At 74.0% G+C, this 26,965-nt stretch carries 26 protein-coding genes and 1 pseudogene; 9 read left to right on the plus strand and 18 right to left on the minus strand.

The window, feature by feature from the left end; genetic code table 11:
- Window positions 1–105 precede the first annotated feature (105 nt).
- The gene (locus ABZ234_RS21200; RefSeq protein WP_355013196.1) at window positions 106–1,692 is read right to left on the minus strand and encodes a DASS family sodium-coupled anion symporter; all 1,587 of its coding nucleotides are present in this window, start codon (window positions 1,690–1,692) and stop codon (window positions 106–108) included.
- A 403-nt stretch (window positions 1,693–2,095) separates the two neighbouring features.
- Between ABZ234_RS21200 and ABZ234_RS21205 the strand changes: the two genes are divergently transcribed.
- Window positions 2,096–2,713 carry a superoxide dismutase family protein gene (locus ABZ234_RS21205; RefSeq protein WP_267947671.1) on the plus strand — a complete coding sequence of 206 codons (618 nt, stop codon included), beginning with the start codon at window positions 2,096–2,098 and terminating at the stop codon, window positions 2,711–2,713.
- 22 nt (window positions 2,714–2,735) lie between these two features.
- On the opposite strand, the gene yidC is transcribed toward ABZ234_RS21205, so the two are convergent.
- Both yidC and ABZ234_RS21215 read right to left on the minus strand, forming a co-directional pair.
- On the minus strand, window positions 2,736–3,455 hold the full coding sequence (gene yidC, locus ABZ234_RS21210) for a membrane protein insertase YidC (RefSeq protein ID WP_355013197.1): 720 nt from the start codon (window positions 3,453–3,455) through the stop codon (window positions 2,736–2,738).
- 111 nt (window positions 3,456–3,566) lie between these two features.
- Window positions 3,567–3,857 (minus strand): DUF6412 domain-containing protein, encoded by a 291-nt coding sequence (locus ABZ234_RS21215; RefSeq protein WP_267947669.1) that lies wholly within the window; start codon window positions 3,855–3,857, stop codon window positions 3,567–3,569.
- Window positions 3,858–4,082: 225 nt separating this feature from the next.
- Here ABZ234_RS21215 and ABZ234_RS21220 point away from each other — a divergent pair, with 225 nt between their 5' ends.
- The gene (locus ABZ234_RS21220; protein WP_355013198.1) at window positions 4,083–4,400 is read left to right on the plus strand and encodes a hypothetical protein; all 318 of its coding nucleotides are present in this window, start codon (window positions 4,083–4,085) and stop codon (window positions 4,398–4,400) included.
- Window positions 4,401–4,532: 132 nt separating this feature from the next.
- On the opposite strand, the gene ABZ234_RS21225 is transcribed toward ABZ234_RS21220, so the two are convergent.
- From ABZ234_RS21225 to ABZ234_RS21240, 4 genes are all read right to left on the minus strand, one after another.
- Window positions 4,533–4,766, minus strand: a complete 234-nt coding sequence (locus ABZ234_RS21225) for a helix-turn-helix transcriptional regulator (protein WP_355013199.1) — start codon at window positions 4,764–4,766, stop codon at window positions 4,533–4,535.
- Complete coding sequence (locus ABZ234_RS21230; protein WP_344185354.1) at window positions 4,766–5,263, minus strand: DUF2975 domain-containing protein; 498 nt, start codon at window positions 5,261–5,263, stop codon at window positions 4,766–4,768. The genes ABZ234_RS21225 and ABZ234_RS21230 overlap by 1 nt, the downstream gene beginning before the upstream one ends.
- A 341-nt stretch (window positions 5,264–5,604) precedes the next feature.
- Window positions 5,605–6,600 carry a sugar kinase gene (locus tag ABZ234_RS21235; protein ID WP_355013200.1) on the minus strand — a complete coding sequence of 332 codons (996 nt, stop codon included), beginning with the start codon at window positions 6,598–6,600 and terminating at the stop codon, window positions 5,605–5,607.
- Window positions 6,597–8,195: a D-aminoacylase gene (locus tag ABZ234_RS21240; protein ID WP_355013201.1), complete on the minus strand. Its 1,599-nt coding sequence runs from the start codon at window positions 8,193–8,195 to the stop codon at window positions 6,597–6,599. Before ABZ234_RS21240 ends, ABZ234_RS21235 begins: the two co-directional genes overlap by 4 nt.
- 186 nt (window positions 8,196–8,381) lie before the next feature.
- Here ABZ234_RS21240 and ABZ234_RS21245 point away from each other — a divergent pair, with 186 nt between their 5' ends.
- Window positions 8,382–8,762 carry a Rid family detoxifying hydrolase gene (locus ABZ234_RS21245; RefSeq protein WP_267947664.1) on the plus strand — a complete coding sequence of 127 codons (381 nt, stop codon included), beginning with the start codon at window positions 8,382–8,384 and terminating at the stop codon, window positions 8,760–8,762.
- 45 nt (window positions 8,763–8,807) lie between these two features.
- Window positions 8,808–8,984: pseudogene (locus ABZ234_RS21250) on the plus strand (IS30 family transposase); the annotation flags it as partial.
- Between the two features lie 58 nt (window positions 8,985–9,042).
- Here the strand turns inward: ABZ234_RS21250 and ABZ234_RS21255 are convergent.
- Both ABZ234_RS21255 and ABZ234_RS21260 read right to left on the minus strand, forming a co-directional pair.
- Entirely contained in the window at window positions 9,043–9,720 is a 678-nt protein-coding gene (locus ABZ234_RS21255) for a methyltransferase domain-containing protein (RefSeq protein ID WP_355013202.1), read from the minus strand.
- 265 nt (window positions 9,721–9,985) lie between these two features.
- Window positions 9,986–10,585, minus strand: coding sequence for a TetR/AcrR family transcriptional regulator (locus ABZ234_RS21260; RefSeq protein ID WP_267947662.1), 600 nt, complete (start codon window positions 10,583–10,585; stop codon window positions 9,986–9,988).
- 257 nt (window positions 10,586–10,842) lie between these two features.
- Between ABZ234_RS21260 and ABZ234_RS21265 the strand changes: the two genes are divergently transcribed.
- Window positions 10,843–12,558, plus strand: coding sequence for an MDR family MFS transporter (locus ABZ234_RS21265; protein WP_355013203.1), 1,716 nt, complete (start codon window positions 10,843–10,845; stop codon window positions 12,556–12,558).
- Window positions 12,559–12,578: 20 nt separating this feature from the next.
- On the opposite strand, the gene ABZ234_RS21270 is transcribed toward ABZ234_RS21265, so the two are convergent.
- Window positions 12,579–13,028 (minus strand): GNAT family N-acetyltransferase, encoded by a 450-nt coding sequence (locus tag ABZ234_RS21270; protein ID WP_267947661.1) that lies wholly within the window; start codon window positions 13,026–13,028, stop codon window positions 12,579–12,581.
- A gap of 147 nt (window positions 13,029–13,175) precedes the next feature.
- A complete protein-coding gene (locus ABZ234_RS21275; RefSeq protein ID WP_355013229.1) occupies window positions 13,176–14,396 on the minus strand; it encodes an ATP synthase F0 subunit B in 1,221 nt (406 codons plus the stop codon).
- Window positions 14,397–14,790: 394 nt separating this feature from the next.
- On the opposite strand from ABZ234_RS21275, the gene ABZ234_RS21280 reads away from it, so the two are divergent.
- From ABZ234_RS21280 to ABZ234_RS21290, 3 genes are all read left to right on the plus strand, one after another.
- Window positions 14,791–15,354 carry a gamma carbonic anhydrase family protein gene (locus tag ABZ234_RS21280; RefSeq protein WP_355013204.1) on the plus strand — a complete coding sequence of 188 codons (564 nt, stop codon included), beginning with the start codon at window positions 14,791–14,793 and terminating at the stop codon, window positions 15,352–15,354.
- 271 nt (window positions 15,355–15,625) lie between these two features.
- A complete protein-coding gene (locus tag ABZ234_RS21285) occupies window positions 15,626–16,183 on the plus strand; it encodes a hypothetical protein (RefSeq protein WP_355013205.1) in 558 nt (185 codons plus the stop codon).
- 154 nt (window positions 16,184–16,337) lie between these two features.
- On the plus strand, window positions 16,338–17,087 hold the full coding sequence (locus tag ABZ234_RS21290) for a hypothetical protein (protein WP_267947658.1): 750 nt from the start codon (window positions 16,338–16,340) through the stop codon (window positions 17,085–17,087).
- Window positions 17,088–17,270: 183 nt separating this feature from the next.
- Here the strand turns inward: ABZ234_RS21290 and ABZ234_RS21295 are convergent, their stop codons facing one another.
- The 7 genes from ABZ234_RS21295 to ABZ234_RS21325 all read right to left on the minus strand — a co-directional run bounded on the left by ABZ234_RS21295 (window position 17,271) and on the right by ABZ234_RS21325 (window position 25,499).
- Window positions 17,271–18,458 (minus strand): histidine kinase, encoded by a 1,188-nt coding sequence (locus tag ABZ234_RS21295; RefSeq protein ID WP_355013206.1) that lies wholly within the window; start codon window positions 18,456–18,458, stop codon window positions 17,271–17,273.
- Window positions 18,455–19,726 carry a histidine kinase gene (locus ABZ234_RS21300; RefSeq protein WP_355013230.1) on the minus strand — a complete coding sequence of 424 codons (1,272 nt, stop codon included), beginning with the start codon at window positions 19,724–19,726 and terminating at the stop codon, window positions 18,455–18,457. The genes ABZ234_RS21295 and ABZ234_RS21300 overlap by 4 nt, the downstream gene beginning before the upstream one ends.
- Before the next feature lie 370 nt (window positions 19,727–20,096).
- Window positions 20,097–20,945 carry an ABC transporter permease gene (locus tag ABZ234_RS21305; RefSeq protein ID WP_355013207.1) on the minus strand — a complete coding sequence of 283 codons (849 nt, stop codon included), beginning with the start codon at window positions 20,943–20,945 and terminating at the stop codon, window positions 20,097–20,099.
- Between the two features lie 75 nt (window positions 20,946–21,020).
- A complete protein-coding gene (locus ABZ234_RS21310; RefSeq protein ID WP_355013208.1) occupies window positions 21,021–22,019 on the minus strand; it encodes an ABC transporter ATP-binding protein in 999 nt (332 codons plus the stop codon).
- Between the two features lie 975 nt (window positions 22,020–22,994).
- On the minus strand, window positions 22,995–23,897 hold the full coding sequence (locus tag ABZ234_RS21315; RefSeq protein ID WP_344184127.1) for a serine hydrolase: 903 nt from the start codon (window positions 23,895–23,897) through the stop codon (window positions 22,995–22,997).
- Complete coding sequence (locus ABZ234_RS21320) at window positions 23,894–24,787, minus strand: LysR family transcriptional regulator (RefSeq protein ID WP_355013209.1); 894 nt, start codon at window positions 24,785–24,787, stop codon at window positions 23,894–23,896. Before ABZ234_RS21320 ends, ABZ234_RS21315 begins: the two co-directional genes overlap by 4 nt.
- A gap of 76 nt (window positions 24,788–24,863) precedes the next feature.
- On the minus strand, window positions 24,864–25,499 hold the full coding sequence (locus tag ABZ234_RS21325) for a TetR family transcriptional regulator C-terminal domain-containing protein (protein ID WP_355013210.1): 636 nt from the start codon (window positions 25,497–25,499) through the stop codon (window positions 24,864–24,866).
- 64 nt (window positions 25,500–25,563) lie between these two features.
- On the opposite strand from ABZ234_RS21325, the gene ABZ234_RS21330 reads away from it, so the two are divergent.
- Entirely contained in the window at window positions 25,564–26,895 is a 1,332-nt protein-coding gene (locus ABZ234_RS21330) for an alpha/beta hydrolase (protein ID WP_355013211.1), read from the plus strand.
- The last annotated feature ends 70 nt before the right edge of the window (window positions 26,896–26,965 follow it).

Raw genomic sequence — 26,965 nt, forward strand, 5'->3', positions numbered from 1 at the left:
GTGAGGTACGTGAAGGCGTGTCCGAGGTGGGCGGCGTCGTAGGGGGTGATCCCGCAGGCCGCGGCGGAGGCCGGGGTCCGGCCGCGCCGGACCCCGGCGGCCCCGTCAGGCGCCGAAGACCCACATGACGGTCGTGTACATGCTCAGCATGATCAGGACCAGTGCGACGACGTTGAGCAGGACGCCCGCCTTCACCATCTGGCCGATCCGGATGTGGCCGGTGCCGAACACGATGGCGTTGGGCGGTGTGGCCACCGGCAGCATGAACGCCATGGACGCGGCGAGGGCGGCCGGGACGACCAGGGTCATGATGGGCAGCCCCAGTCCCAGCGCGACGCCGGCCATCACGGGGATGAAGATGGAGGCGGTGGCGGTGTTGCTCGTGAGTTCGGTGAGCAGCAGCACGATGGCGGCCACGATCAGCACGAACACCCAGCCGGGCACGTCACCGAGGTCCGCGACCAGGTCGCCGATCCACAGGCTCAGGCCGCTGGAGCCGAACTGGCCCGAGAGGCTGAGCCCGCCCCCGAACAGCAGCAGCACGCCCCAGGGCAGCTTGCTCGCCTGGTCCCAGTCGACGGCGCGGACCCCGCGGGCCCCGTCCACGGGCACGATGAACAGCACGATGGCGGCGGCGATGGCGATCCCGCCGTCGGTGACGGAGGCGAGCCACGGCAGCGCGGCGCTCACCGCCGCGCTGTCCGCGAGGAACGGCACCGTGACCCAGGCGACGGCGGTGACGACGAACACGGCCAGCACGGTCCACTCGCCGCGCGACATGGGCCCCATCTCGCGCAGCTCCTGGCGGATGTGCTCCCTGGCCTCGCCCATGTCCCCGGCGGCCGGCGGGTAGACGACCTTGGTGAGCAGGAGCCAGCAGACGACGAGGAAGACGGCGGCGAGCGGCGCTCCGACCAGCATCCACTGGCCGAAGCCGATGTGGATGTCGTGCTCCTGCGCCAGGTACCCGGCCATCAGGGCGTTGGGCGGGGTCCCGATCAGGGTGGCCACCGAGCCGATGGACGAGGCGTAGGCGATGCCGAGCATGAGCGCGGTGGCGAAGTTCGGGTCGGCCTTGCCGCCGCGCAGCTGGGCGACCAGGCCGATGACCGCGAGGCCGATGGGCAGCATCATCATGGCGGTGGCGGTGTTGGAGACCCACATGGTGATGAAGCCGGTGGCGAGCATGAACCCGCCGATGATGGTGACGGGTCCGCTGCCGACGGCGGCCACGATCGCCAGGGCCACGCGCCGGTGCAGGTTCCAGCGCTGCATGGCCAGGGCGATGATGAACCCGCCCATGAACAGGAAGATGATCTCGTTGGCGTAGGGGGCGGTGACGTCCCCGATCGGGACGCCGTCCAGGAGCACCGGGAAGAGTGCGAGGGGGAGGAGGGCCGTGGCGGGGAGGGGCAGCGCCTCGGTCATCCACCAGACGGCCATGACGACGGCCACGGCGGCGACGATCGCGGCGTTGGAGGAGACCTCGCCCTCGGGGACCATGACGCCGTCGCCCCCGTCGACGGGGAGGGCGATGCCGGGCATGGCGAGGTAGGCGGCGAAGCCGAGGACGGGGCCCAGGAGGAGGCCGACGACCTTGCGGACGACGGTGCGCCGGCTGTCGGTCGTGTTCTCGTCGACGGTGGGGGATTCTGGCGACGTCCGGGGGGACGCGCCGGGTTCACTGCTCACGGATGAGTCCTCCGGTGATGGCTCTTGTTGTGACGACAGTCTCATACTGTCCGTTTTGTGAGCGATGAACCCGACTTCCGACCTGCTCCGGTGCACACCGGGCGTGGGCCGGGGAGTACCCCGACCCCCTGGGCGCCCGCCCCGGGGGGTCCTGGCGCACCGGGGCGCACACCCCCGGAAGGCGCCCCTGGTTCCACGGCGGCCTCCCGGCGGTACGATCCCCACTGTCAGGGGACCGGAAGGCGTCTCGACCTGGTGCGCGAGAACAGCCCCTCCCCCGCGGCCCTCACACCCAGGACGGCCTTCCCGCCTCCGACGCATCACGTTCCGCACAGCTGGTCATACCTTTGTCACCTTGGGTAATGTTGCGGACGACCGTCGAGAACACACCGGGAGTTCCGTCATGCGCACGTCACCGCTCACCATCGGCCTGGCCCTGACCGCGATCCTCGCCACCGGGTGTGCGCAGGAGGAGTCCGGGACCAACGGCGGATCGGCCGCCTCGGAGCCGCCCGTCGCCCAGCCGACCGCCTCCCCCAGCGTGACCGCGTCCATCTTCATGCTGCCGGCAGAGGGGGTGGGGGCCGTCACCTACGACGAGACCGCCGTGCCCGAGGGGGCGACCTCCGACGTGCAGGTCCGCGTCCAGGACGGCCAGACGCACGTGCAGTTCACGGGCACCAGCCTGGAGGCCGACCGCGAGTTCGGCGCCCACGTGCACACCCGGCCCTGCGGCGAGCGGCCCGAGGACGCGGGCCCGCACTACCAGAACGAGCCCGACCCGGCGGCGACCGAGGACGAGCCCTCCTCCGACCCCGCCTACGCCAACCCCGAGAACGAGGTCTGGCTCGACTTCACCACCGACGAGGGCGGCAGCGCCCAGTCCACCGCCACCGTCGACTGGGAGTTCCGCGACGGGGAGGCCCGGTCCCTGGTCCTGCACGAGCAGCACACCATGACCGGGCACGGCGAGGCGGGCACCGCCGGGGACCGCCTCGCCTGCGTCACCGTCGAGTTCTGACCCCCAGGGCGCGGGCCGGCCGTCAGTCCGGGAGCAGGCGGCGCAGCAGGAGCCGCTCCCCCAGGGCCCACGCCGTGGAGGTCAGCAGGTAGAGGACCGCGGCGAGCGGCACGAACGCGGCGATCACGACGGTCGTGTACTGCATGTAGGTGAGCGGGCCGGTGATCTGCGGCATCCCGGGGTCGGCCGCCGCGTTCGCCCGCATCACGGGAAGCATCAGGTAGCGGCGGTTCGCCCACGCCACGAGCGCGATGAGACCGACCAGGACCGCGAACACCGGGGCCACCAGGAGCCCGTCGGCGCTCGACGCCATCGTCGCGCCCAGCCCGACGCCGCCGAACGTGTGCGCCAGCATCGGGTCCTCCGTTCCCCCCGCCCCGATGAACACCCCGTAGAGGGCGATGACCACGGGCATCTGGGCGAGGGCGGGCAGGCAGCCCGCGAACGGCGAGGTGCCCTCCTCGCCGTACACCCTGCGCTGCTCGGCGACGAGCTTCTCGGGGTCGTTCCGGTGCTTGGCGGTGATCTCCGCCAGTCGCGGGGCGATCCGCGCCCGCGTCTTCTCCGCGCGGACCTGCATCACCCCCAGCGGGACGAGCAGGAGGCGGACGACGACGGTCAGCGCCACCACCGCGAGCCCGGTGGCCAGGCCCCCGGTGAGCGGGGTGAGCAGGGTGGTGAACGTGGCGAGGATCGCCGAGAGCAGGGTCATGCCGGCCGCGATCGGCCCGAAGCTGTACAAGGTGGGTCGGCCCTTCGTCTGGGGTGGGAGACAGACGTCAGGCCGCTCGGACCGCGCCCGGGGGCGCGGGCACACGCGTGGAACGGTCGTCGTACGGGTGTGCCGTGACGGTCAGCGAGCGGCCGGAAGGGCCGCGCCGGGAGCCCTGGGACGGGGCCGTCCGGCCGCGTCGGGGTCCCGGAAGGTGAGCACGGGAAGGCGTGCCGACCTGCGGCGCATCGCGTGCGCGGCGCCCGTGGCGGTGTCGCCGACGGGCCACAGCGCGGTGCCGTGGAGGACGAACAGGGCGATGGCCGCGCCGACGGCGGCGACCAGCAGCGCCAGGGAGCCGGGCGCGGGCAGGAGCTCGGAGGGCACGAAGCCGACCATGAGGAACTCGAAGAACGCGAGCACGAGCCCCATACCGGCCTCCTTCCCCGTTTTCTCCGCACATGCCGGTCGGGACGCATCCTATCCGCGGCGGTACGGTCCGACAACGCCCCGGACCGGGCCCGAGAAATCCGCCGACACTCCGCCGGGGCTCCTCACCTTTCGCGGGGCCCTGTAGCTAAATGACACGGAGTAACCATCTCCGCACTCGCCAGGCGCCGTCGTGCCCGTGCGAACCCGGTCGAAAAGGGGAGTCCCGTGCCGATCCGCCCTGCGAACCTCGCCACCATGTCCGCCACCATCGCCGGAGCGATCGCCGGGCTGTCGAGCAGGGACGACCAGGCGCCCCCGGTCAGAGTCACCTTCGAGTCGGGCTACCGGCAGACCGTGGAGAACGGCGGGTGCCGCACCCTCAAGACGGGGCAGGGCGGCGTCACCGAGGTCTCGACCGAGGCGAAGGTCAAGTTCGCGCTGTTCTCGGGGACGAGCTGCCAGGGGAGCCGCGCCCTGGCCTCGGGCCACGGCACGGTCACCTTCGGCGACCCGGTCCTGGCCGGGGCGATCGTCATCGGCTGAGGACGCCGCGCCGGCGGTCGGCCGCCCCCGGCGGGAGGGTCCGCGTGCGGCCGGCCGCCGGGCCGCCTCTCACAGGGCGGGTGGCGGGGGCCGCCCCGGAAGGGGGCGTCGCGGGGCCCGCGAAGGGCCCCGCTACCCCTGGCCCGCCTCCCGTTCCCCCTCGTCGGGCACCCAGCGCAGGACGTCGCCGGGCTGGCACTCCAGCGTGCGGCAGATCGCGTCGAGGGTGGTGAACCGCACCGCCTTGGCACGGCCGTTCTTCAGCACGGCGATGTTGGCCGGCGTGATCCCGACGGCCTCGGCGAACTCCCCGACCGACATGCCGCGCCGGACGAGCAGGAGGTCCAGGTCGACGACGATCGCCATCAGACCACCGCGGAGAGCTCGGTCCGCAGGTCCGTCGCCTTGCGCAGGAGGCCGCGCATGAGGACGAGCACCATCGAGAACACGGTGCCCGCGCACGTGGTCACGAACGCCGCGCCCAGGGCGGCGAACAGGTCCATGCCGTCGTCCGGCGAGGGGATCTCGGCCACGAACAGGTGCACGGTCACCCCCGCCGTGAGCAGCGTCGCCACCACGGTGGCCCCGATGACGACGTCCACCCGGACGAAGGCCCTCCCGTCGAAGATCGCGTCGCGCTCGACCATGCCCAGGAGGGTCCACACCGCGATGAGCGCGACCTGGACGCAGGCGACCCCGAGGATCGCCACCGTCACGTAGGGCACCTGGAGCGGTGCGTAGGGCGGGAAGTACGCGACCTCGTCGGCCGCCGCCCCGGGGATGACCACGAACTGTCCGAAGAGTCCGAGCAGGAGGACCATGGCGATCGCGGCGCGGAGAAGGAGGGTGAGATACCTGTGCATGTATCGATAATCGATTGTTTTCTATCGCAAGTCAATACCCCCTGTCGTCTCGGAGGCCCGGGAGCGGAAGCGCGGCCGCACCACCGGGCGTGTGTTCCCCAGGCCCCGGGACGGTGCGCCCCGGAACCGCGGACGCGGAGGGGGCGGCCGGCGGAGCCGGGGAGGCCCCCGGGGCGTGTTCCGGGGGGCGTGCCGGACCCGCGTCCGCCGGGCCGCCTCTCGCCGCGCCGCCCGCGCCCGGACGGCCGGACCCGGGCCGGCCCTCGCCGCCCGCCCTGCGGGAGAGGGCCCGGCGACCGGCGCGAGCGCCGAGCCCGCCGAAGGCACCCGCGGACCGCGTCCTAGTCCCCCGGGGCCCCCACGGCGCGTCCGCGGATCCCCGCGAGGCCCTCGGGCAGGGTGTCCAGCGTGTCTCCGTGGGAGCGCAGGACCGCGCCGGCGACCGCGTGGCCGAGCCGCAGCCGCCGTTCGGCGGACAGCCCGTCGATCAGCCCGGACAGGAACCCGGCGGCGAAGGCGTCGCCCGCGCCGACCGCCTCCACCACCTCGACCTCCGGGGACGGCTCGAAGACCGCTCCCGTGCCCTCGAAGCACGTCGCACCGTGCTCCGCGTCCTTGACCACCAGCGTCCCGACCTCGGGCATCACCGCGCGCACGTCCTCGGCGGTCGGGGTGCCCCACAGCCGCTCGGCCTCGTCCCGGCCCACGAACACCACGTCCGCGCGGCGGGCGAGGTCGAGGAGCACGGGCGCGGCCACCCTCGCGGGCCACAGCGCGGGCCTGTGGTTGACGTCGAAGGACCTCAGCGCCCCGTCGCCCGCCCGCCGGTCCAGCAGGCGCTCGACCAGGGACGAGGCGCGGGCGGACAGGGCCGGGGTGATGCCGGACAGGTGCACGATCCGCGCGCCCCGCGACCACACCCGGTCGGCGTCGGCGGCCGAGAGCGCGGACGCCGCCGACCCCGAGCGGTAGTAGAGGACCCCGGCGCCGCCGGGAGCCGTGTCCTTGACGTACAGGCCGGTGGGGAGCACGGGGTCCACGACGACCCCGCGCACGTCCACGCCCCACTGGGCCACGGCGTCGGTGACGATCCTGCCGAAGGGGTCGTCGCCGACCCTGCTCACCCAGGCGGACGCGTGCCCCAGCCTCGCCAGGGCGACGGCCACGTTGGACTCGGCGCCCCCGGTGCCGACATGGAGCCGGGTCCCGGCCGCGAGCGCCTCGGGCGAGGTGAGCACCGCCATGGTCTCGCCGACGCAGACCGCGTCGACCCCGCCCGACGCCGCTCCCGGCGCCCCTTCCGTCCCGTCCGCCTCCCGCGCGGTGTGCTCGCTCACCCCCGGTTCCTCCGGACGGACCTTCCGGGCAGGCGGTCGGTGCGGCGCCCGTCCCTGACGGTGAACTCCCCGGAGACCAGGACGTGGTGGATGCCCACCGGCGACCGCCGGGGCTCCTCGTAGGTGGCGAGGGCGTCCACGGTGTCGGGGTCGAACACGACCAGGTCGGCGACGGCCCCGGCCCGGATGACGCCCCGGTCGCTCAGCCCGAGTCTTCGGGCGGGCCTGGAGGTCAGGTGGTGGACGCACTCCTCCAGGGTGAGGACGCCGAGATCGCGCGCGTAGTGGCCGAGGTACCGGGGGAACGTGCCCCAGCCGCGCGGGTGCGGCTTGGCGCCGACGAGGATGCCGTCGCTCCCCCCGGTGTGGGAGCTGTGGCGCATGACGGTGCGGATGTTCTCCTCGTTGCCGACCTGGAGGAGGCAGCCGCTGCGCAGCCCGTCGGCGACGAGCAGGTCCATGTAGAGGTCGCCGGGCTGCTCCCCGCGCTCCTTGGCGAGGTCGGCGACGGACGACCCGACCGCCCACGACAGGGCGGGGTCCGCGACGCCGGTGACGACGATGGCATCCCAGTCCATGGGCACGCCGTGGTTGCCGTCGGTCCCGTCGACCTCGATCTCGCGCAGGACGCGCTCGCGGGTCGGCGCGTCGCGCAGCCGGTCGAGGGTGGCGGCGGTGCCGCCGGTCTGCACCCAGCTGGGCAGCGGGGCGCCGAGGTAGGTGGCGCTCGCGCGGTAGGGGTAGCTGTCCAGGGTGACGTCGAGCCCGTGGCGGACCGTGGCCTCGTCGATGGCGTCGAGGACCTCGGGCGCCCGGCCCCGGTTCTGCGGGAAGTTGACGTGGCAGTGCGCGAGGTGGAGGGCCACCTGGGCGCGGCGGGCCACGTCGAGGCACTCCCGGTAGGACTCCACGACCCTGGAGCCGTAGTTGCGGTGGTGGGGGCAGTAGTAGCCGCCCGCCGCCCTGACCGGGGCGAGCAGGGCGACGATCTCGTCGTCCGTGGCGTACATGCCGGGTGTGTAGGTGAGCCCGCTGGAGAGGCCGTGCGCGCCGTCCTCCATGCCGCGGGCGACGATCGCGCGCATGCGGTCGAGTTCGTCCGGGGTGGGCGGGCGGTCCTCCCCTCCGAGCACGGCCATGCGCACGTTGCCCTGGGGAACGAGGTAGGCGGCGTTGACGGGGGCCCCGGCGTCGACGCGGTCGAGGAACTCGCCGACGGTGCGCCAGGAGTGGTCGAGGTCGGGGGCGCCGTTCCATCCGGCGAGCTGGGCGCGGAGCTCGTCGGCGGTGTCGTCGGTGACGGGGGCGTAGCCGAGGCCGTCCTGGCCCAGGACCTCCAGCGTGACGCCCTGGAGCGTCTTGGCCTCGTGCGCGGGGTCGGCGAGGACGGCCAGGTCGGAGTGGGAGTGCATGTCGATGAACCCGGGGGCGACGGCGAGCCCGGTCACGTCCACGGCGGTCCCCCGACCGCGGGCCCCGCCGGGCGGGGCGACGCGGGTGATGCGCCCGCCGCGCAGGACGAGGTCGGCCTGCCTGGACGGCCCTCCGGTGCCGTCGATGACCCGTCCGCCGGTGAGTACCGTCTCAGGCTGCACTGTTCCTCCGTTCGGGGCCCGGCCCCTCCGGTCCGGCGTGCCGCCGGGCGGTGACCGGTGTGACCCAAGATACGCTGCCCCGAGGTCAATTGGTAACTTTGTTGCCAATAATTCTGCCGACGACCGCCTGCGATCCTGTACGAGCAACGGCGCGCGCACGCGCCACCCGACCAGAGGAGTTCCCCGATGTCCAAGAAGGCGATCCGTACCGACAAGGCCCCCGCTCCCGCCGGCGCGTACAGCCAGGGGGTCGTGGCGGGCGGGTTCCTGTACACGGCGGGCTTCGGCCCCCAGGACCCCGAGACCGGCCGGGTGGCGCCGACCGTGGGCGAGCAGACCGCCCAGGTCCTGGCCAACGTCTCCGCGGTGCTCGCCGAGCAGGGGCTGACCCTGGACGACGTCGTCAAGGCGACCGTCCACCTGGAGAACCTCAAGGCGGACTTCCCCGAGTTCAACGCCGTCTACGAGGAGCACTTCTCCGCCCCCTACCCCGTGCGCACGACCGTGGGCTCCGACCTGGCGAACATCCTCGTCGAGATCGACGTCGTCGCCAAGCTCCGCGACTGACCCGTCCCGCCGGGTCGCGCCGCCCCGCCCGGGGGCGCGGCCCGGCGGCGCGGCTCCGACGAGAACACCCATGGGCTGCTGCGCCAGTACTTCCCCCGGGGCGGCGACCTGGCGGTCCGCACCCGGCAGGGACTGGCCGCGGTCGCCGCGCGACCCGACAGCCGCCCACGCGAAACGCTCGGCTGGAAAACCCCGGCCGAGCGCCTCGCGGCGACCAACTGACTTCACGTGTGGCGACGACCTCTGGAATTCGCCGCCCCGGGGCGGTCCGGGGGCCGGGTCAGGGCTCCCGGCGGGCCCGGAACACCAGGTCGTGGGTCGTGTAGGTCACGCCTTCGAGGGTCTGCTCCCCGCGGCGGGCCTCGTCGACCAGCACGGTCCACCCGCTCTCCGGCAGGGCCGCGGCCAGCTCGTCGCCGGTGTAGAACATCTCCTCGATGGGCGGGCGCGGGACACCGTCCTCCAGGTCGCGCGGGTGGTGCGCGACGATCAGGAGCTCTCCCCCCGGCACGACGGACGCGGCCAGACCCGCGACGAGACGGGAGCGCGCCTCCGGGGGCAGGTGCATGTACTGCGCCGACACCAGGTCGAACGCGTCGGCGGGCGGTGTCCACGCGGTGATGTCGGCCTGGCGCCAGGTGATCCTCCCGGCGACGTCCGGACCGTGCTCCGCCGCGTGGGCGGCGGCCCGCTCCAGCGCCACCTCCGAGATGTCGACCGCGGTCACCTCCCACCCGCGTCCGGCCAGCCAGGCGGCGTCCGCGCCCTCGCCGCTGCCGACGTCCAGCGCCCTTCCGGCCGCCAGCCCCTCCGCCTCCGCCACCAGGTGGCGGTTGGGGTTGCCGCTCCAGAGCGCGGGGGCCGCGGCGTACCGCTCGTCCCAGTCCTGCGCCGTCACCGGCACACTGGGCGCCCCCGTGCCGTGCCCGTGCCCGTGCCCCGTGTGTTCGTGGTTCATGTCGACCACCTCCGCTCCCACTCTTCACGCCCGGGACGCCGAATCCGAAATCCTTTGCCGGAACGGCAAAGCGCGTGTCGGCGTCCACGCGGAAAAGGCACGGTCCCGAAAAACGCCGTTCCCGGGAAAACGGGAACGGCGCGGAGAAGGGCGGGCGCTTCCGGGCACGGGAACCGGATCCGCGGACGTGCTTTCGGCCACAGGGGAGGGCCCGGGGACGGACGGCCGGGGTGGGCCCCGACGCCTGCCCGACGGCAATCCGGCCCTACGCCCCGGGGTCGCCGAAGTCCTCCAGGCACAGGTCCAGCAGGGCCTGGATCCGCGCCGTGAGCCGTTCGCGGTCGAGCGCCCTCAGCGCGGTCGCGCCCTCCACCAACCGCACCCGGCTCAGCCCCAGCATGACCGCCGCCACCAGTGAGGCGTGCGACCGCTCCCCCTCCCCGCCCAGGTAGGCGGAGAGCGGGTCGATCATCGCCGTGGTGATCCGCCCCTGGTAGACCGCCTGGAGGTCGGGGTCGCCCGCCGAGTCGTCGAGGGCGCGCTGGAGCGCGGTGCCCTCGCCGTGGAGGCGGCTCACCGCGTGCTCGGCCAGGCGACGGGTGAGGGTTCCGTGGTCCCCCTCGATGAGGCCGGGGAAGACGCCGTCCTCGCGCAGGATCTCGGTCAGGAGCCCGCGCTTGGCCCCGAAGTAGCGGTTGATCAGGGCGACGTTGACGCCGGCGTGGGAGGCGATCATCCGCGAGGAGACGGAACCGTATCCCTCATCGGTGAACAGTTCCCGGGCACTGGCGAGAATGCGCGCCCGCGTCGCCTCCCGGCCGCGCGTCGGCCCGGCACCGCTTCCGGTTTCGTCCGGACGGTCCATCTGCACACCCCTCGGCGGCCGCGATCTGGCTTTCAGGTTTCCAGGTTGGCACCTCGGAAGGACCCGCGCATACCGAAACGGGAGCAGAGATACCGATTTGACAGGTCAACACCGTTTACCTATACCAGAGGGAGGACGTCGCCCCCGGCAGTGAGCCGCGGGGCTTTCGTGCGTCCGCGATCGGGGGGCCTGTGGAAGAGTCGTTGCGTCGAGAAGGAGAAACCGGGAGCGCCCCCTCGAAGAAGGCGCCGACCGCCATGGCGGGCCCTGATTCCTCCGACCATCCCACCACTGGAACCCCCGACGCCTCCGCCGTCCGCACGGCCCCGAGCCCCGCGGTCGCGCCGGAACCCTCCGCCGAGGACGACCCCGCGCTCCCCCCGAAGCGCGTCGTGCACCGCATCATGGTCGGCCTCGTCCTGGCCATGCTCACCTCGATGCTCACCAACTCGATCGTCGGCACCGCCCTGCCGACGATCATGGGAGAGCTGGGCGGGCAGGACCGGCTGGCCTGGGTGGCCACCGCCGCGCTGCTGACCATGACCGCCTCCACCCCCGTGTGGGGCAAGCTCTCCGACCTCTGGGGCCGCAAGCTCCTCTTCCAGGTGGCGCTGGGCATCTTCATCGTCGCCTCGGTCGCGGCGGGCCTGGCCCAGGACATCAACTGGCTGATCGCCGCCCGCGCCCTCCAGGGGCTGGGCGTCGGCGGCCTGGCCACGCTGCCCAACATCATCCTCGGCGACGTCGTCTCGCCCCGCGAACGCGGGCGCTACAGCGGCCTCATCGGCATGGTCTTCGGTGTGTCCACGGTCCTCGGCCCCCTGGTCGGCGGGTTCCTGGTGGACAGCCCGCTCGGTTGGCGCTGGTGCTTCCTCATCACCGTGCCGCTCGCGGTGGTCGCGTTCGTCGTCATCCAGTTCCTCTTCACCATGCCGTTCGTGCCCCGGCGCGACGCACCCGTGGACTGGGCCGGCGCCGGCCTGATCTTCAGCGCCGCGAGCACCGTGATCGTCCTGCTCAGCCTCGGCGGAACCCAGATCGCGTGGAACTCGCCGCTGTCGTACGCCCTGGGCGCCGCCGCCGTCCTGCTCACCGCGGGGGCCGTGCTGGTGGAGCGCCGTGCCAGGGAGCCGATCATCCCCGCGCGCCTGTTCCGCGACCGGACCTTCGTGCTCGCCTCGCTCGGCTCGGTGTGCGTCGGCATGATGATGTTCGGACTCATCATCTACATGCCGCAGTACCTCCAGATGGTGCACGGGATGTCGCCCACCGTGTCCGGCCTGATGACGCTGCCGCTGGTGGCGTCGTTCCTGTTCACCTCGATCGGCTCCGGCTACGCGGTGAGCGGGAGCGGCCGGTGGAAGGCCTACCCGGTCGTCGGCATGCTGCTGTGCGTGATCGGGTTCCTCGCCCTGAGCCAGGCCCACCTCGACCCGGGGCTGACCACGGTCGTCGTCGGCCAGGCCCTGGTCGGACTCGGCTTCGGCCTGAACATGCAGCTCCTCCTCCTGGCCACGCAGAGCTCCCTGCCCGTCGCGGACATGGCTTCGGGCACCGCCTCGGTGGTGTTCTTCCGCAACCTGGGCGGCGCCACCGGCGTCGCCGCGTTCGGCGCGGTGATGGTGGGGCGGCTCGACACCGAGCTGGCGGAGGCCGCGGCGGCCGCGCGGGCCCAGGGCGCGGCGGACGCCGAGGCCGGGGTGGAGTCGGGCGCGTCGGAGCTCTCGGTCGGCCTGGCCGACGCCGCCGAGGCGGCCCAGGGGTCGCCCGAACTCGTGCACGCGCTCCCCGAACCGGTGCGGGACGTGGTCGTCACCGCCTTCGACCACGCGATGCAGGGCGTGTTCACGGCCGGTGTGCCGATCGCGGTCCTGGGGCTGGTGGCCGTGGCGTTCATGAGGGGCGTGCCGCTGCGCGGCGGCCGGGCGAAGGCGCCGAAGCCGGCGCGGAAGGCGCGTCGGGCACGGACGTGACGTCCGGCCCCCGGGCCGCCTCAGAGGTAGCGGCGGAACCCCTCGGCGGAGTTGTCGAACCCGAGGGCCGCGTAGAACCGGTGCGCGCCGTGCCTGCTCTCGTGCGACAGCAGTTCGACCTTGTAGCAGCCTGCCTGCGTGGCGCGGTCGAGCGCGTCCTCCATCAGTGCGCGGCCGATGCCGCGCCCCCGGGTCAGCGGGTCCACCACCAGGTTGTCCACGACGGCCCAGGGCTGGGCGTCGTGCGTGAGGTTGGCGACGACCAGCAGGTCGAGGGTGCCGATGATCTGGCCCCGCTGCTCCGCGACCAGGACCGTGCGGTCGGGGTCGGTCTCCATCCTGGTCCACGCCCTCACCGCCGCTGAGGACATGCGGACGTTCGCGCTCTGCGTGTCGGTGGTGTCGCCGAGTTCACGCAGAAGACGCAGGATCGCACCGAGGTCGGACCGGATGGCCGCGCGGATAATCATGGCTTCCGGAATCGTAGCCGACAGCCCGCGAAAGGCGGACGTCCCCCTACAACCAGGACAAAACACCGAAGGGCGGGGACTGTGTCCCCGCCCCTGGAACTCCTGCCCCCCGGGGCCGGCGCACCGGTCGCGGAGAGGTGTCGGGGCCTACGGCTTCCGGATGACCCTGACTCCCTCGTCGCCCGAGGGCGGCTGGTTCTGACCCGACTCCGGACGCCGGTAGACACCGGTGATGCCGGGGTCACCGCCCGCCGCGTCACCGGCCGGAGCCTCGGCCTGCTGCCCCGGCTGGGCCTGCTGCGCCTGCGGCCGGCCCTGGGGCCCGTCCGGCGCGGGGCCGGTGAACCGGGCGCCCTGGGGCGGGCGGGGGGCCGAACCGGCGTCACCGCCGCCCCTGGCCCCCTCCTCCTGGGGACCGCCGGCCGCCTTCGGCCCGGCCTGGTCGGCCTGGTCCGGCCTGATCACCGGCTTGATGCGCACCGTGGCCTGGTCGGTCTCCTGCTGGAGCGGAGGCAGCTTGGTGGTGGCCTCGTCCTTCTGCTCCGGCGCGGGCCGGGGGCCGGGTCCCGTCTCGGGCGTGACCGCCCGGGCGGCCTGGGCCGCCTCGGACCGGACCGGCTGCGAGCCCTCCGCACCGGGTCCCGCCGGCTTGGGAGCGGGCTTGGCCGCGGGCCTCGCCGCGGCGGGCTTCTGCTCGGCGGCCGGGCCGGAGGCGTCCTCCCGCGACAGGCCGGTCTCCAGCGCGCCCGCCTTGTCCTCGGCCTCGACCAGGTCGGCCAGGGTCGAGTGCATGTCCTTGAGGCGGCGCAGCGCCTCGGCGTGCGTGGCGGTGAGCGTCGCGAGCCGACGGTCCGCCGTGTCGTGGATCTTCTTCGCCCGCGCCTCGGCCTCGCCCAGGCGGCGGTCGCCCTCCTGCTTGGCCTGCTCGCGGAGCTGGTCGGCCTCCTGCTTGGCGCCGGAGACCATCTCGTGCGCCTCGGCACGCGCGGAGGACACGATGCGCTCGGCGTGCTCCTCGGCGTCCTTGCGGTGCTTGGCGATCTCCTCCTGGGCCGACTTCTCGATCTCCTTGACCTCGGACTCGACCTTGGAGCGACGCTCCTTGGCCTCTTCCTCGGCGATCCGGAGGATCTCGGCCATGCGCGCGCTGATCTGCTCGTGCTCAGGCTTGACCTGGGCCTTCTCGCGGGCGATGGCGAGATCGCGCTTGTACTGCTCCAGCTCGTCGTCCATCCGCTGCAAGCGCTCGCGGATGCTCTTGAACTGGTTGTCCATGCGTACGTAGTAGTCGTCGACGTGCGCCTTGTCGTAGCCGCCCTTGCGCACCGTCGGGAATCGGTCCTGTTGCAGTCCGCCGCCCGGCAACATATCGCTCATGTGCCCTTCATGTCCTTACACCGTTTGACTGCACGTCGTACAACGTGAGAGTTGCCCCGTACCCCATTGTCCTAGGAACACCCGTCGAGTCCTGGAAACGACATCCACTCGATTTTGTCCCTTTTGCCCTGGTACGGCCGCATGAGGGGCACCGGCCGCGAGCAGAGTATGACGCCGCGGACACCGTCCGGACGACCAAGGCGGGCACGCGCGGCTCCGCGGCGTCAGGAGTCCCGAGGGGTGGATCGCCGCGCGGACCCCGGTCACGTTCTTACTAAGGTATGCGCGATCATCCCCGTACGGGGGCAGAGCGGTCAACTTCCCGTCGACCTCACCGAGCGCGGGGACGAGAAGCACAGCCGGAGGACGTATGGAGGGCCACGACATGGGTAGTGCGACGGACGGCCAGACGGAGGACGGGGCCCTCGGCCCCCGGATCGGCGGCGCGGCCTTCGGGAGGCCCGAGATCCACCCGACCGCGTGGATCGCCCCCGGCGCCACCGTGGTCGGCCGCGTGCGCCTGGGCGCGGAGAGCAGCGTCTGGTACGGATCGGTGCTGCGCGCCGACGGCGAGGACATCGTGGTCGGGGACAGGGTCAACATCCAGGACCAGTGCGGCATGCACTCCGACCCGGGCCAGCCGGCGATCCTGCACGACGACGTGAGCCTCGGCCACAAGGCCATGGTGCACGGGGCCGTCGTGGAGGAGGGGGCGCTGATCGGCATCGGCGCGATCGTGCTCGGCGGCGCCCGCGTGGGGCGGGGCGCACTGGTCGCCGCGGGCGCCCTCGTCCCTCCCGGCAAGGTGGTCCCGCCCGGCACCCTCTGGGCCGGCGTCCCCGGCAAGGTGGTCCGCGAACTGAACGACGAGGACCGGCTCGTCCTCGCGCACACCCCCTCCCACTACGCCGCGCTCGCCGTCCAGCACCAGGACGTGGTCTGGGCCTGAGCACCGGACCGGCCCCGGGCGGACGCGGCGCCGCACCCGTCGCGTCCGCCCCTCCCCCACCTCCGGACCACTGGAGCGATGGGGTATTCGGGACTTCTGGCTAACCCGGGTGACCCCCGCACTGGTCCTCACGAGTCATGCGCGACCGATACGCCCCCGCGTAGCCTGAAATCCTCACGCCCGTGGGGCCGGGTTCGTCGCGCCCGCAACCACGAAGGCCCGGTCCGGGGGCCACCGGCACACGCTCGCGACACCCGGGAGGTGGGCGCGCGTGGAACACGACACACACCCGCGACCGATGGTCCGCTCCTCCCTCCACGACCGCGTGGCGCTCGACGAGATCGACCTGTACTCGGAGGTCCTCATCGCCGTGGCGTGCGCGGACCACCCGCTCAGCCCCGCCGAGATCGACCGCGTGCTGGGCCTCTCCCCCGGGTCCTCCGGGGACGGGCCGCAGGACGCCGCCGGAGCGGCCGGCCCCGCGTCCGCCCCGACCGGCCCGGCGCCGCGCACACGGCCGGACACGGGCGGGGCCCCGGGGGAGGACCCCCTGCGCGAGGGCGGGTGCGCGGCCCAGGGCGCCGGGGGCGCGCGGGACGTGCAGGGCACCGCTCCGGCGCAGCGCAAGGGCGGCGCCCCGTCCAGGTCGGCGAGGCCCTCGCCCCGGGGCCGGGTCCCCGAGCAGGGCCGGCCGCCCGAGGCGCCGCTCCCCGGCCCGCGGTTCCTCCCCCGCCAGCGGCCCGCCCCCAAGCCGTCCCCGCTCCCGCGCTCGGCGCCCTTCACGATGCGGGCACTGCCGCGGCTGCCCCTGCCTCCCTGGACGTACTGAACCGGCCAAGCGGTTTTCCCCTGTCCGCTCCTGTTCACCCGAAATCGGCCTGATCCGGCCACGTCCTTCCGCTCCACCGCGGCCCGCACGGGGTATTGGCCTCTCGGGACCCCCTTCCGTCCCCCCGAGGCGCACACCCTTCCAGGAGCCGCAGATGTACCCAGACGAACCGGACCGCCAGGAGCCCCAGGGCGGTGTGGAGTCGCGTTCCCGGCGCAGGCCAGGAGGGGAGGAGGAGCCCGCGCGCAAGGTGACGCTCGCCATCGCGCTCACCGTGACCTTCGTCTTCCTGCTGGCGACCGCGGCCGGACTCGGCTGGTTCCTGTCCGACGGCGGCCCCTTCTCGGGCGGCGGCTCCGCGTCGGAGGAGGACGGACGCGCCGCCGACGAGACGGGGGGCGACGAGGCGGGCGGGGACCAGGCGGGCGGGGACGCCTCCCCCGAGGGCACGGTCGAGGACCCGCGTTCGGGACTGACCTACCAGCTCCCGGGGGAGGGCTGGCAGCGGCTCGGCGACGACGAGGTCCCCCCGGAGTACTACTCGTACGCCGTGTACGGCTCGGCGGAGGACCCGGACGCGATCATCGTCACCGGCAGCGAGCAGCTCCACGCGGCGGAGCCGATGGCCGTGGCCGGGGTGCGCCTCGCGGTGGAATCGCTGGGCGGCCTGGTGACCGACGTCGCCTCGCTCGAGGTCGAGCCCTCCGGCGCGACCGACGTGGGCGGCTCCCCCGCGTTCGGGGTGGCCGTGGACGGCGGCGGGGACGAGGCGTCCTACGGCCGGTTCCTGCTGGTGGAGACGGGTGACCGGAACGGCGCGTTCATGCTCGGCATCAACACGGACGGAGGGGAGGAGGCGACCGCGGCGATCGACGAGGCGTTCGCCTCGGTGGGCGTCCTCTGACGGGCCCGCGCCCTCCTTGCGGGGAGAGGGGCCCCTCGCCCACCTCCACGATGCGCCCAGCGCCCACCCGTCCCCACCGCGCGGGAAGAGGGCCGGCCCGCGCGGGGTCCACGGGCGCCGGACGAGCGGCTCCGCCGGACACGGCGGCGGCGCCCGCCGGGGCGGGCGGACCGGCGGGGCCCCTCACAGGGGCAGGACGGCCCGGAGCAGGAAACCGCCGCCCTTCGTGCGCACGGCCGACAGGGAGCCGCCGCCCAGGGAGACGCGTTCGGACAGGCCCGCCAGCCCGCTGCCCGAGGAGGACCCGCGTTCGCCGCCGTCGCGCGCCCCGTCGTTGGACACCTCCACCACCAGGGCCCGGCCCATGGCGGTGTCCTTCGCCCGGGTGAAGGCGATCTCGCACGCGGTGGCGTCGCTGTGCCGGAGCACGTTGGTGACCCCCTCCCGCACCACCCACGCGGCCAGGGACTCCCGGTCCGGCGGCAGGGACAGGCCCTCCAGGCCGGTGACGGACACGGCGGTGCCGTTGGCCGCCAGGACCGCGCCGACCGACGCCACCTCCTCCGCGAGGTCCACCTCCCGGTACCCGCTGACAGCGGTGCGGACCTGCTGCAGCGCCTTGCGGGCGAGTTCGTGCACCTCCTCCATCTCGGCGGCGGCCCGTGCGGGCGCGCGGTCGACCAGCCTGCTCGCCAGCTCCGCCTTGACCGCCAGGGCCGACAGGCTGTGGCCGAGCAGGTCGTGCATGTCCCGGGCGAACCGGAGCCGCTCCTCGGTCACCGCCAGCTGCGCCCTGGCCCTCTGGCCCTTCACGGCGTCGTTGGTGACGTCCCACAGCCAGAGGGACGCGAGCGATCCCGCGGAGAGCAGGAGCGCCCACCCGATCGAGAAGACCCAGGCCAGGAGGAAGGGGATGAACTGGATATCCAAGGGGCTGAACGGGATCAGCGCCCAGGGGAGCGCGAGAAGGAGCGCGCTGACGGCCGCTCCACGCCTCCGGGAGGCCACGAAGACCCCGACGGCCCACCACGCGCCGAGGAAGAACATGCCGCTGACGGGGACCTGGAGGGCCGCGGCGGCGACCGCCGCCATCGCGATCGAGCCCCAGTAGAGCCAGGGCCGCGGGTCGCGCCGCCCGTCCATCCGGTCCCGGAACATGGCCATCAGGGCCACGCCGAGGGGGACGGCGACAGCCTCCGCCAGGACGGTCCTCCACAGCGTGACCTCGTCGGTGCCGAGCCTGAGCTCCGTCAGGGGCATGCCGACCAGGATGAGGAGGATGAACAGCATCGAGCCGAGGATGATGCGCCGGGCCACGCGGAGCTTGCGCTCGGTCCGCCGGCTCCCGGCGGGATCGACCCCGTGGTTCATCGACGGCCCTCCCCGTGCTCGGAGGAGGCCCCCGCTCCGGCGGGCCCCGTCCCGGCCCCGGCCTCCAGGGGGAGGACCGCCCGGAGCAGGAAGCCGCCGTCCCTCGTGCGCGCGGCCGAGAGGGACCCGCCGCCCAGGGAGACGCGTTCGGACAGGCCCGCCAGGCCGTTGCCCGAGGAGGACCCGGGTTCGCCGCCGTCGCGCGCCCTGTCGTTGAACACCTCCACCACCAGCGCCGTCGGCCGGTCGGGCCGCCCCGGCAGCCGGGAGAACGAGACCGCGCACCGGGAGGCGTCGCTGTGCCGGAGCACGTTGGTGCCGCCCTCCCGCACCACCCACGCGGCCAGGGCCTCGGTCCGCGGGGGCAGGTCGAGGCCGTCCAGGCCGCTGACGGCCACCCTGGTCCCGTTCGCCTCGAGGACACCGCCCACGGAGGCGACCTCACCGGCCAGGTCCACCTCGCGGTAGCCGCTCACCGCCCCGCGCACCTGCTGCAGTGCCGCGCGGGCCAGGTCCTGCACCTCGGACATCTCCGTCCTGGCCCGGTCCGGGGAGCGTTCGGCGAGCCTGCCGGCCAGTTCGGCCTTGACCGCCAGGGCGGACAGGCTGTGGCCGAGCAGGTCGTGCATGTCGCGGGCGAACCGGAGCCGCTCCTCGCCGACGGCCAGCCGGGCGCGCGCCGCCTGCCCGCGGATCGCGTCGTTGGTGATGTCCCACAGCCAGAAGGTCGAGGCGAACAGGAACCGGAACAGCAGCGCGAAGCCGACGCCGAACATCCAGGTGAAGGTGAAGGCGAGGGGCGGGATGCCCAGGACCAGGGGCAGGGTGAGCGCCTTGAGCCAGCTCAGGGCCGCGAGCGCCAGTCCCAGGTTCCGGCTCGTCCTGGACGGCACCGCGTTCGCGACCACCCCCCACCAGGTCGCCAGGACCAGGGCGGAGTTGAAGAGGCTCTGGACCAGGGCGAAGGAGGCGCAGCTCAGGACGAGCGACCAGACGACCAGGCGGCGGTCGGCGGCGCCCGGGCCGTCGACGCGTCCCCGGATGAGGAGGACGAGCAGGACGCCCGAGCCCAGCGCCGGGACAGCCGCCACGGCGGCGATCCACGGGGGGAGGCCGACGTCCGACAGGTAGCCGGCGTCGATCACGGCCCAGAAGGCCTGGGCCAGTGCCAGCGGGTACGTCGACCAGACGGTGATCGCCCGGGCGATCCTCAGCCGCCTCGTGTTCCTCGCGCTCACGCCGTCCAGGCCGACGTCCCCTTCCACCATGCCCACGGTCCCCTCCGCGTGTCCGACCCGGCGTCCCGGCCTGCGCCGGCCCCGTCGTCCACAGGCTCCGGAACGCACTGGTGCGGCCCCCACCATCCTGCCAGGGTGGTGGGAGGAGCTCCGTGACGGGAACCCGCCGCCGGTCGGGGAGGGGGTCGCCGGACGGCCCGCCCGCCGCCGTGCCCGCCCGCGCGGGGGCGCGTGGGTCCTGCTCATGGGCGGGGTCCGCTCCATGGACCGCCGCGCCCGCCCGCTTGGGCCCCTGGGCGCCTACGGCCGCACCGCCGTCCGAACTGCTGTGCCCGCCCGCGCGGGGAGCGGGGGCGGCCGTCCGTCCCCGGCCGCCCCCGCTCCCCGGATCCCGCCCCGGTCACGGCTGGCGGGGGTCCCACTTGAAGAACCTGCGCACCAGCAGCGCCAGGACCGCGGTCCACGCGAGCACGACGCAGATCGAGGGGAGCGCGGCGGCCCACAGCCCGAGGTAGCCGGGCTGCGTCGCCGCCTCCAACCCGCCGAACACGTCGTAGCCGGTGAAGGCGGCCTGGGCCATCAGGGTGACCGGCGCGACCGGCAGCAGCATCATCGCTTCCCGCAGGGGGTCCGGCAGCATGCCCAGCGGGATGAACAGCCCTCCCAGGAACAGCAGGATCATCATGGGCACCATCGCCGCCATCTGGGCGGCCTCGGCGTTGCGCACCATCGGGGTGACCAGCAGGCCGAGCAGGGTCATCGGCACGGTGCTCAGCAGCACCGCCACCAGCAGCATCACCGGGTCCTGCGGCATCGATCCGGTGAACGCGGAGGTCACGGCGGTCATCAGCACGGCGACCAGCAGCGAGAAGAGGGCCACCACGCCGATGACGGCGCCGAAGATCGCCGCCTGCGGCACCCCGCTCACCCGGAGCCGCTTGAGCACCAGGGCCTCCCGGCGCGCCGTGAACACGTTGGAGGCGTGCCCGAGGCCGACGATCAGGCCGATGCTGCCGAGCATCCCCGCCATCGACATCGCGGTGCTGTCCACCCCGGGGAAGACCTCGTAGGACTCCATCCCCAGGGAGACCACGAGCAGGAACATGGGCAGGGCCAGGAACATCCACGCGGTCTTGTACCGCACGAACAGTGTGAACTCGGTCCGGGTCAGGCGCGCGGCCTGCCGGAATCGGCCGATGGTGGGCCGGGGCCGCCCCGGGGCCGCTGCGGCCGCGGTGGGTGTGGTCATGGTGTGCTCCGTACGTCGTGGGGTGGCCCGGGGGCCGGGGGTGTGCTCGGCGGCCGCTCACGCGGCGCGGGGTGCTCAGTCCCGGACGAGGTCCGCCGCGCCGTCCGCGACCCGGAGGAACACGTCCTCCAGGGAGGCGCCGCGCACCTGGAGGTTCTTGAGCGTGGTCCCGTTCCCGGCGGCCCATCCGATGAGCGCCGCGACGGCGTGGTGGGCCCGGTCGGCGACGTCGCCGTCCAGGACGGTGTACGTGGCCCACAGGGAGTGGTCGCGCGTCTCCACGGCCACCTCGGCCCCGGGCAGGCTCGGCAGGTCCCCCGTGCGCACGTCCTCGGGGAGCAGGAAGCTCACCCGGTCGCCCCACCCGGCGAGGACCCCGGCCAGGGTCCCCTCGACCCGCACCTCGCCCCGGTGCATGATCGCGAGCCGGTCGGCGAGCCGTTCCGCCTCCTCCAGGTAGTGCGTGGTGAGGAGGATCGCGACCCCGTCCCTCTTCAGGTCGCCGATGATGCGCCAGGTCTCCTGGCGCGCCTCCGGGTCCATGCCGGTGGTCGGCTCGTCCAGGTACAGGACCTCGGGGCTGGTGACGAGGGCGAGTCCGAGGTCGAGCCGGCGCTTCTGGCCGCCGGACAGCTGGCGGACGGCGACCCGGCGCTTGTCCAGGAGATTCACCAGGCCCAGGACCTCCTCGGCGTCGCGCGGGGCGGCGGCGAGGTCGTGGGCGAGGGAGACGGTCTCCCCGACCGTCAGGTCCTCCAGCAGGCCGCTGCCCTGCAGGACCGCGTTGGTGCGCTCCCGAACGCCGACCGGCTGGCCGTAGGGGTCGGCGCCGAAGACCCGGACCGTGCCGGAGCTGGGCTTGCGGAAGCCCTCCAGCGTCTCGATGGTCGTGGTCTTCCCGGCGCCGTTCGTGCCCAGGAGGGCGAAGAGCTCTCCGGGGTGGATCTCGAAGGAGACGCCCCGGACCGCCTCGAAGGTCCCGTAGCGCTGGCGCAGGTCCCGGACGACCACCGCGGGCCCGGTGGCGTCCGGGGCGGTCTCGTGGGCCTGGGCTGGGTTCGCTGTCGTCGTCATGCGTCCAGGTTCCCGCGGGGACGGGCGCCCGGGACAGACGCCGTTGTCACCGGCTGCCGGTGCGGAACCTCCCGGCCCCCGCACTGACAAATGTCATCCGGGCAGGCCGCGGGGCACGACGCGGCCGCCCGCACACGTCCGGTTCCCCGGCTCGCGTGCGGGCGGCCCGCGGTGTCAGCGTGCGCGCCCGGCCCCCTCATCACTCGCGTCGGGCGTGTCCGCTGACCCCGGGTTCCCGGTCGGTGCACCGACCGGTCCCCTCCCCCGCCGGGCGGGACGGCCGGACCGGTGGGGTGCGGCCCCCGACCACGTCCCCGTCCTGTACCGACCGTGTCCACCCGAGGGCGGTTCTGTCCGTTCCGGCATGCTCGAAACGGACCGACACCTGCGCGCGGTGTCGACAAGAGTTCTACACGAAGACCGCCTTCCGCGTAGGGAGAACGGCATTCATGAGAAAGTTTCATGCGCGGAATCCCCGTACCGGTGAGTTCGTTTCGCGGAAAACGTCCTCCCGGGGAAACCGGTCCGGTGCGGAGCGTCCGCGCGACCGCCCCGGAGACACCGCGAGTACCGACCGCCCACGCGCCGGGGGCGGCTCCGGTGCAGCTCGCCGGGCCCCGGCAGCCCCGGACGACGGCGTCCGCCCGGCCCGCCGCCGCTGCCGTCCGCCTTCCCGGCGGGCCCGCCCGAAACGGCGGTTCCGAACACGGATCCGGGGCCGGGGCGCCGACCGTCCCGTTTCTTCCGAACCGCGCCGAAGGGCGGCTCCCCGGCGAAACGGCTCCGTTCCGCGAAAGGCGCCGAACCGGAACACACCGGCGTTTCACGGCGCCGCCCCGGGTTCCCCTGCCTTTCCTCCGGAAGGGTGCGCCCCGGAGCCGGCCGCTCCCCCGGGTACGGGGGCGGGAACGCCGTGCCCGTCGCGCGGAAGCTCTCGCGCCGTGGACCGGAGGGCCGGTCACGGCGGCGCGGGGTTCACCAGGCGCGGAGGTGGTCGCGCAGGGAGCGGGCCACACGGGCCATGAGCGCCTCGGCCCCGGGCTGGTGGACGGCGGGCACCCGCGACTCGGTGAGCACCGACACCGCGAACGTCTGGCCGTCCGCGTGCTCGACCACGCCGAACTCGTGGCGCAGGTTCAGCAGGGTGCCGGTCTTGGACGACCAGGTGGACGCGTCGGAGGTGAAGTCCGGGGCGAGGCGGTGGCGCAGCACGTTGCCGCGCATGAGCTCCCGCACCCGCGCGGCGATCCCCGGATCGATCACCGAGGGCCGCCACAGGGCCTCCAGCAGGTCGGTGAACGCCCGGGCCGAGCCGGAGCTGGCCCGGGTCACGTCGAGCTGCGGGATGCGGTGCCCGCGCCCCGCCGTGCCCTCCCCGATGGCCAGGGAGTGCGCCAGGTGCGCCTGGTCGGGTCCGAGCCGGTCGGCGGGGGTCTCGTTGAGGTCGCGGAGCTTGTGCCGGACGGTGATGCCGCGCAGTCCCGCGGAGCGGAGCCAGGCGTCGACCCTCTCGGGCGGGGTGACCTCGAAGAGGGTGTCTGCGGCGGTGTTGTCGCTCAGGCACGTGCTGAGGTACAGGAGGTCCTCGACGCTGACCTTCGCGGGGTGGCGGAACCGGCTCATCCCCGTGTGCATCGGCAGATCGCTCCGGCCCGGCTGCACGAGTACCTGTTCGGCGCCGTCGATCTCGCCGGCCCGGATGCGTTCGAGCGTGGCGATGGCGAGCGGCACCTTGACGAGCGAGGCGGTCGAGAACTCCAGCTCGGGCTCGATGCCCAGCTCCTCGCCCGTGTCGAGGTCCCGGACGAGGAACGATCCCCGCAGCCCGCCCTCGTCGAGTTCGCGGCGCAGGTCCCGGACCAGTGCGGTGGCGCTCACTCGGACTCCCCCCGCCCGTCCGGCACGCCCAGGCAGCGGGCTATGCCGTGGCCGAGGAGCGAACGCAGCCGCTCGGCCTCCTCGCCGGTGTCGGCGGCCACGTCGTAGCCGCGGGCGAGGCCGATCCCGCCGATCGGGCGCCAGTGCAGCCCCAGGTCGCCGGCCTGTCGCCGGGAGCACAGGAGGAGGTCGTCCGAGCCCAGCGCCTCGGCGGCGGCGGAGGCCAGGGAGGAGGCCACGGAGACCTGGGCGGGTCTCAGTCCGACGGCGTCCCGCAGGCGGTTCAGGGGATCGCGGACGTGGGGGACGTCGTCCTCGGGCTGGATCCAGACGCGCCGGCCCCGCGCGGCCGACCTGCCGCGGTCCACGCGCAGGGTCTCCACGTGGAAGGAGCCGACCCGGGGCTCCTCGGCGCTCGCCAGTCCGAGGGGCACCGTCCAGGCGCCCTCGCCCGGCGGGGTGCCCGTCAGCGCGGCGCGGACCTCGCGAGAGCCCAGGAGCTCGGTCCGGACGGCCGGCGGTGCGGGCCGGAAGTCCAGGTGCACGCCCTCCCTCCGGGCCTCGGCGCCGAGCGCCGCGAGGTCGCGGGTGGCGCAGATGTCCGGCACGGCGAGACGCAGCGGCCGCAGCGCGGCGCGCTCGGCGTCGTGCTCCATCTCCTCCGCCAGCTGGACCAGGCGCCGGGCGGACGGGAGCATGTCGCGTCCGAAGCGGGTGAGGACGGCCCGACGTGTGGAGCGGTCGAACAGCCGCGCCCCCAGGTGGCTCTCCAGGGCCGCGATGCGCCGGCTGGCCACGGGCTGCGGGATGCGGGCGGCGGCGGCGCCGAGGGTGAAGCTGCCCCTGTCGCTCACGTTCACGAAAGCCTTGCAGGCGCCGACGAGGTCCATGCCGGCCACCCTATGCCCTTTCGGCATGGAAAGGACCCCTGCCTCCGGGGAGCGCATCGACCGGCGGACCGGACGGTCAGCCGGGGGTGGCGGGGCCGCCCGGCGGCCGGGGGGCGACGGCGCGGACGGCCGCGTCGATCGCCCTCCGCTGGGGATCCAGGGACGTACCCGGCGGACGGCGGGCGGCGCTGAGCCAGATCCCGTCGACGAGGACGAGCAGCAGCTCCACGAGGGAGTCGACGTCCTGGCCCGGCGCGAGCTCCCCCTGCTCCGCGGCGTACCCGAGGGCGGCCCGGAGGGCGGTGCGGGCCTGGGCGTCGAGCTCGGCGAGGACCTCGGCGAAGTCGGAGTCCACGGAGGCGCGCGCGTAGAACGCGGACCAGACGCGGGCCTCGGCAAGGCGGTCCCCGTCCGTGGGCAGCAGGTCGAGCAGGACCTGGCGCAGCCCCTCGGCGAAGGTCAGCTTCCCGGGGCCGATGCGCACACGGGAGATCCGGGCGGACACCGCCGCCAGCGCCTCGCGGAGCGCGAAGCGGAGCAGGTCCTCCTTGGTGCCGAAGTCGCGCTGGACGGCCCCCGCGGAGAGTTCCGCCTCCGCCGCGACGGTCCGGATGCTGACGCCCTCAAGACCCTCGCGGGCGGCGATCCGGTGGAGCGCCGCGGCCACCCTCCGGCGGCGTTCTTCCCTGTCTACGTACCTGGGCACGGCCACATTGTGACACACCCCCACGATTCGATACACTCGTATCGATACGAACGTATCGAATGGAGGACGCATGGACCACCCACACGAACGCGGCGCCGGCCGACGGCCGGCCGCCGCCGTCGGACGCAGGGCCGCCCTCGCCGCCGCGTGCATCACCGCCCTTCCGGGAGCGGCGGCGGCCGCACTCGTGCTGCTGCCGCCGCCGTCGTGGGACGCGTGGCAGTACGCGCTGCTGGCGCTGGAGTTCAGCCTGGTGTTCGCCGTACCGGCCGCCGCGGGGCTGCTGATCGCCCTCACCGTCCTGTTCCGCGGCCGGCGCCGGAGCCCCCGGGAACGGGACGGGTCCCCGGCGCCGGGCCCCTCGGCCGGTCGGGGGCGGCGACTCGCGGCGGTCGCCGCCGCGGCCAACGCGGCCGTGCTCGCCGCGGCCCTGGTGCCCCCCGCCGCGATCTGGTCCACCGCGCGCGCCGAAGGCGCGCGGCTCAGCCTCGCCGAGTACACCGCGGGCCTGTCCACCAGCGCCGACCGTGAACCCGAGACGCGCGTCTACCTGCGGCTCGACGAGTCCGGGGAGGAGATCGCCGACCCCTCGGGCAGCGGCGCCCCCGAGGCCGCGGAGGAACTGGTCCTCGACGTGTGGGAACCGGAGCGGAGGGAGGACGACGCACCGCTGCCCATCGTGGTGAACGTCCACGGAGGCGCCGACGACCTGCCGCAGAGCCTCCTTCCCCGCTGGGACACGTGGCTGGCGGACGGCGGTCGCGTGGTGTTCGACGTCGACTACCGGTACTTCCCGGACGGTGACTGGTCCGCGCCCGTCTCCGACGTCAAGTGCGCCGTCGGCTGGGCCCGCGCGCACGCGGAGGAGTACGGGGCGGACCCGGACAGGATCGCCGTCACCGGCCAGTCCGCGGGCGGCCTGCTCGCGCTCCTCGCCGGGTACACGTCGGCGGAGGAGATCCCGCCGAGCTGCGACGTTCCCGAGACGGCCCCGGACGCGGTCGTGGCCTGGTACTCCGTGGCCGACGGAACCGACGGGGCCCCCGAGGTGCCGTGGCGGCAGCGCCACTCCCCCGTCGGCGACGACCTGGACGAGGGCTCCGTCCGGATGATGGGCGGGACCCCGGAGGAGGTCCCCGAGGAGTACGAACTCATCTCCCCCCTCCACCAGGTGTCGGCCGACAGCCCGCCCACCCTGCTGGTCATGTCGGGCCACGACCTGTTCCTGGGCACGGAGGACAACCGCCGCATGGCCGCCCGGCTGGACGAGGCCGGGGTCGCGCACCGGTACCTGGAGATCCCCTGGGCGGAGCACATGTTCGACCTGAACTGGGGCGGCTTCGCGAGCCAGCTCACCCGGCACACCCTCGACGGATTCCTCACCGAGCACCTCGCCCCGTGACCCCCGGGGCCCGGTCATCCCGTCCCGGCCCGTCCGGGGCGGGAGGGCCGGGACGGGCCGGGGAGCGGCG

The organism is Nocardiopsis sp. NPDC006198 (genome assembly GCF_040613895.1).
Classification (GTDB): Bacteria; Actinomycetota; Actinomycetes; order Streptosporangiales; family Streptosporangiaceae; genus Nocardiopsis; species Nocardiopsis tropica.

Coding starts and splice junctions, on each gene's coding strand:
- ABZ234_RS21205 (WP_267947671.1), top strand. CDS start 2,096: ATGCGCACGTCACCGCTCACCATCGGCCTGGCCCTGACCGCGATCCTC.
- ABZ234_RS21215 (WP_267947669.1), bottom strand. CDS start 3,857: ATGGGGCTCGTGCTCGCGTTCTTCGAGTTCCTCATGGTCGGCTTCGTG.
- ABZ234_RS21225 (WP_355013199.1), bottom strand. CDS start 4,766: ATGGCGATCGTCGTCGACCTGGACCTCCTGCTCGTCCGGCGCGGCATG.
- ABZ234_RS21230 (WP_344185354.1), bottom strand. CDS start 5,263: ATGCACAGGTATCTCACCCTCCTTCTCCGCGCCGCGATCGCCATGGTC.
- ABZ234_RS21245 (WP_267947664.1), top strand. CDS start 8,382: ATGTCCAAGAAGGCGATCCGTACCGACAAGGCCCCCGCTCCCGCCGGC.
- ABZ234_RS21255 (WP_355013202.1), bottom strand. CDS start 9,720: ATGAACCACGAACACACGGGGCACGGGCACGGGCACGGCACGGGGGCG.
- ABZ234_RS21260 (WP_267947662.1), bottom strand. CDS start 10,585: ATGGACCGTCCGGACGAAACCGGAAGCGGTGCCGGGCCGACGCGCGGC.
- ABZ234_RS21265 (WP_355013203.1), top strand. CDS start 10,843: ATGGCGGGCCCTGATTCCTCCGACCATCCCACCACTGGAACCCCCGAC.
- ABZ234_RS21270 (WP_267947661.1), bottom strand. CDS start 13,028: ATGATTATCCGCGCGGCCATCCGGTCCGACCTCGGTGCGATCCTGCGT.
- ABZ234_RS21275 (WP_355013229.1), bottom strand. CDS start 14,396: ATGTTGCCGGGCGGCGGACTGCAACAGGACCGATTCCCGACGGTGCGC.
- ABZ234_RS21280 (WP_355013204.1), top strand. CDS start 14,791: ATGGGTAGTGCGACGGACGGCCAGACGGAGGACGGGGCCCTCGGCCCC.
- ABZ234_RS21290 (WP_267947658.1), top strand. CDS start 16,338: ATGTACCCAGACGAACCGGACCGCCAGGAGCCCCAGGGCGGTGTGGAG.
- ABZ234_RS21295 (WP_355013206.1), bottom strand. CDS start 18,458: ATGAACCACGGGGTCGATCCCGCCGGGAGCCGGCGGACCGAGCGCAAG.
- ABZ234_RS21300 (WP_355013230.1), bottom strand. CDS start 19,726: ATGGTGGAAGGGGACGTCGGCCTGGACGGCGTGAGCGCGAGGAACACG.
- ABZ234_RS21305 (WP_355013207.1), bottom strand. CDS start 20,945: ATGACCACACCCACCGCGGCCGCAGCGGCCCCGGGGCGGCCCCGGCCC.
- ABZ234_RS21310 (WP_355013208.1), bottom strand. CDS start 22,019: ATGACGACGACAGCGAACCCAGCCCAGGCCCACGAGACCGCCCCGGAC.
- ABZ234_RS21320 (WP_355013209.1), bottom strand. CDS start 24,787: ATGGACCTCGTCGGCGCCTGCAAGGCTTTCGTGAACGTGAGCGACAGG.
- ABZ234_RS21330 (WP_355013211.1), top strand. CDS start 25,564: ATGGACCACCCACACGAACGCGGCGCCGGCCGACGGCCGGCCGCCGCC.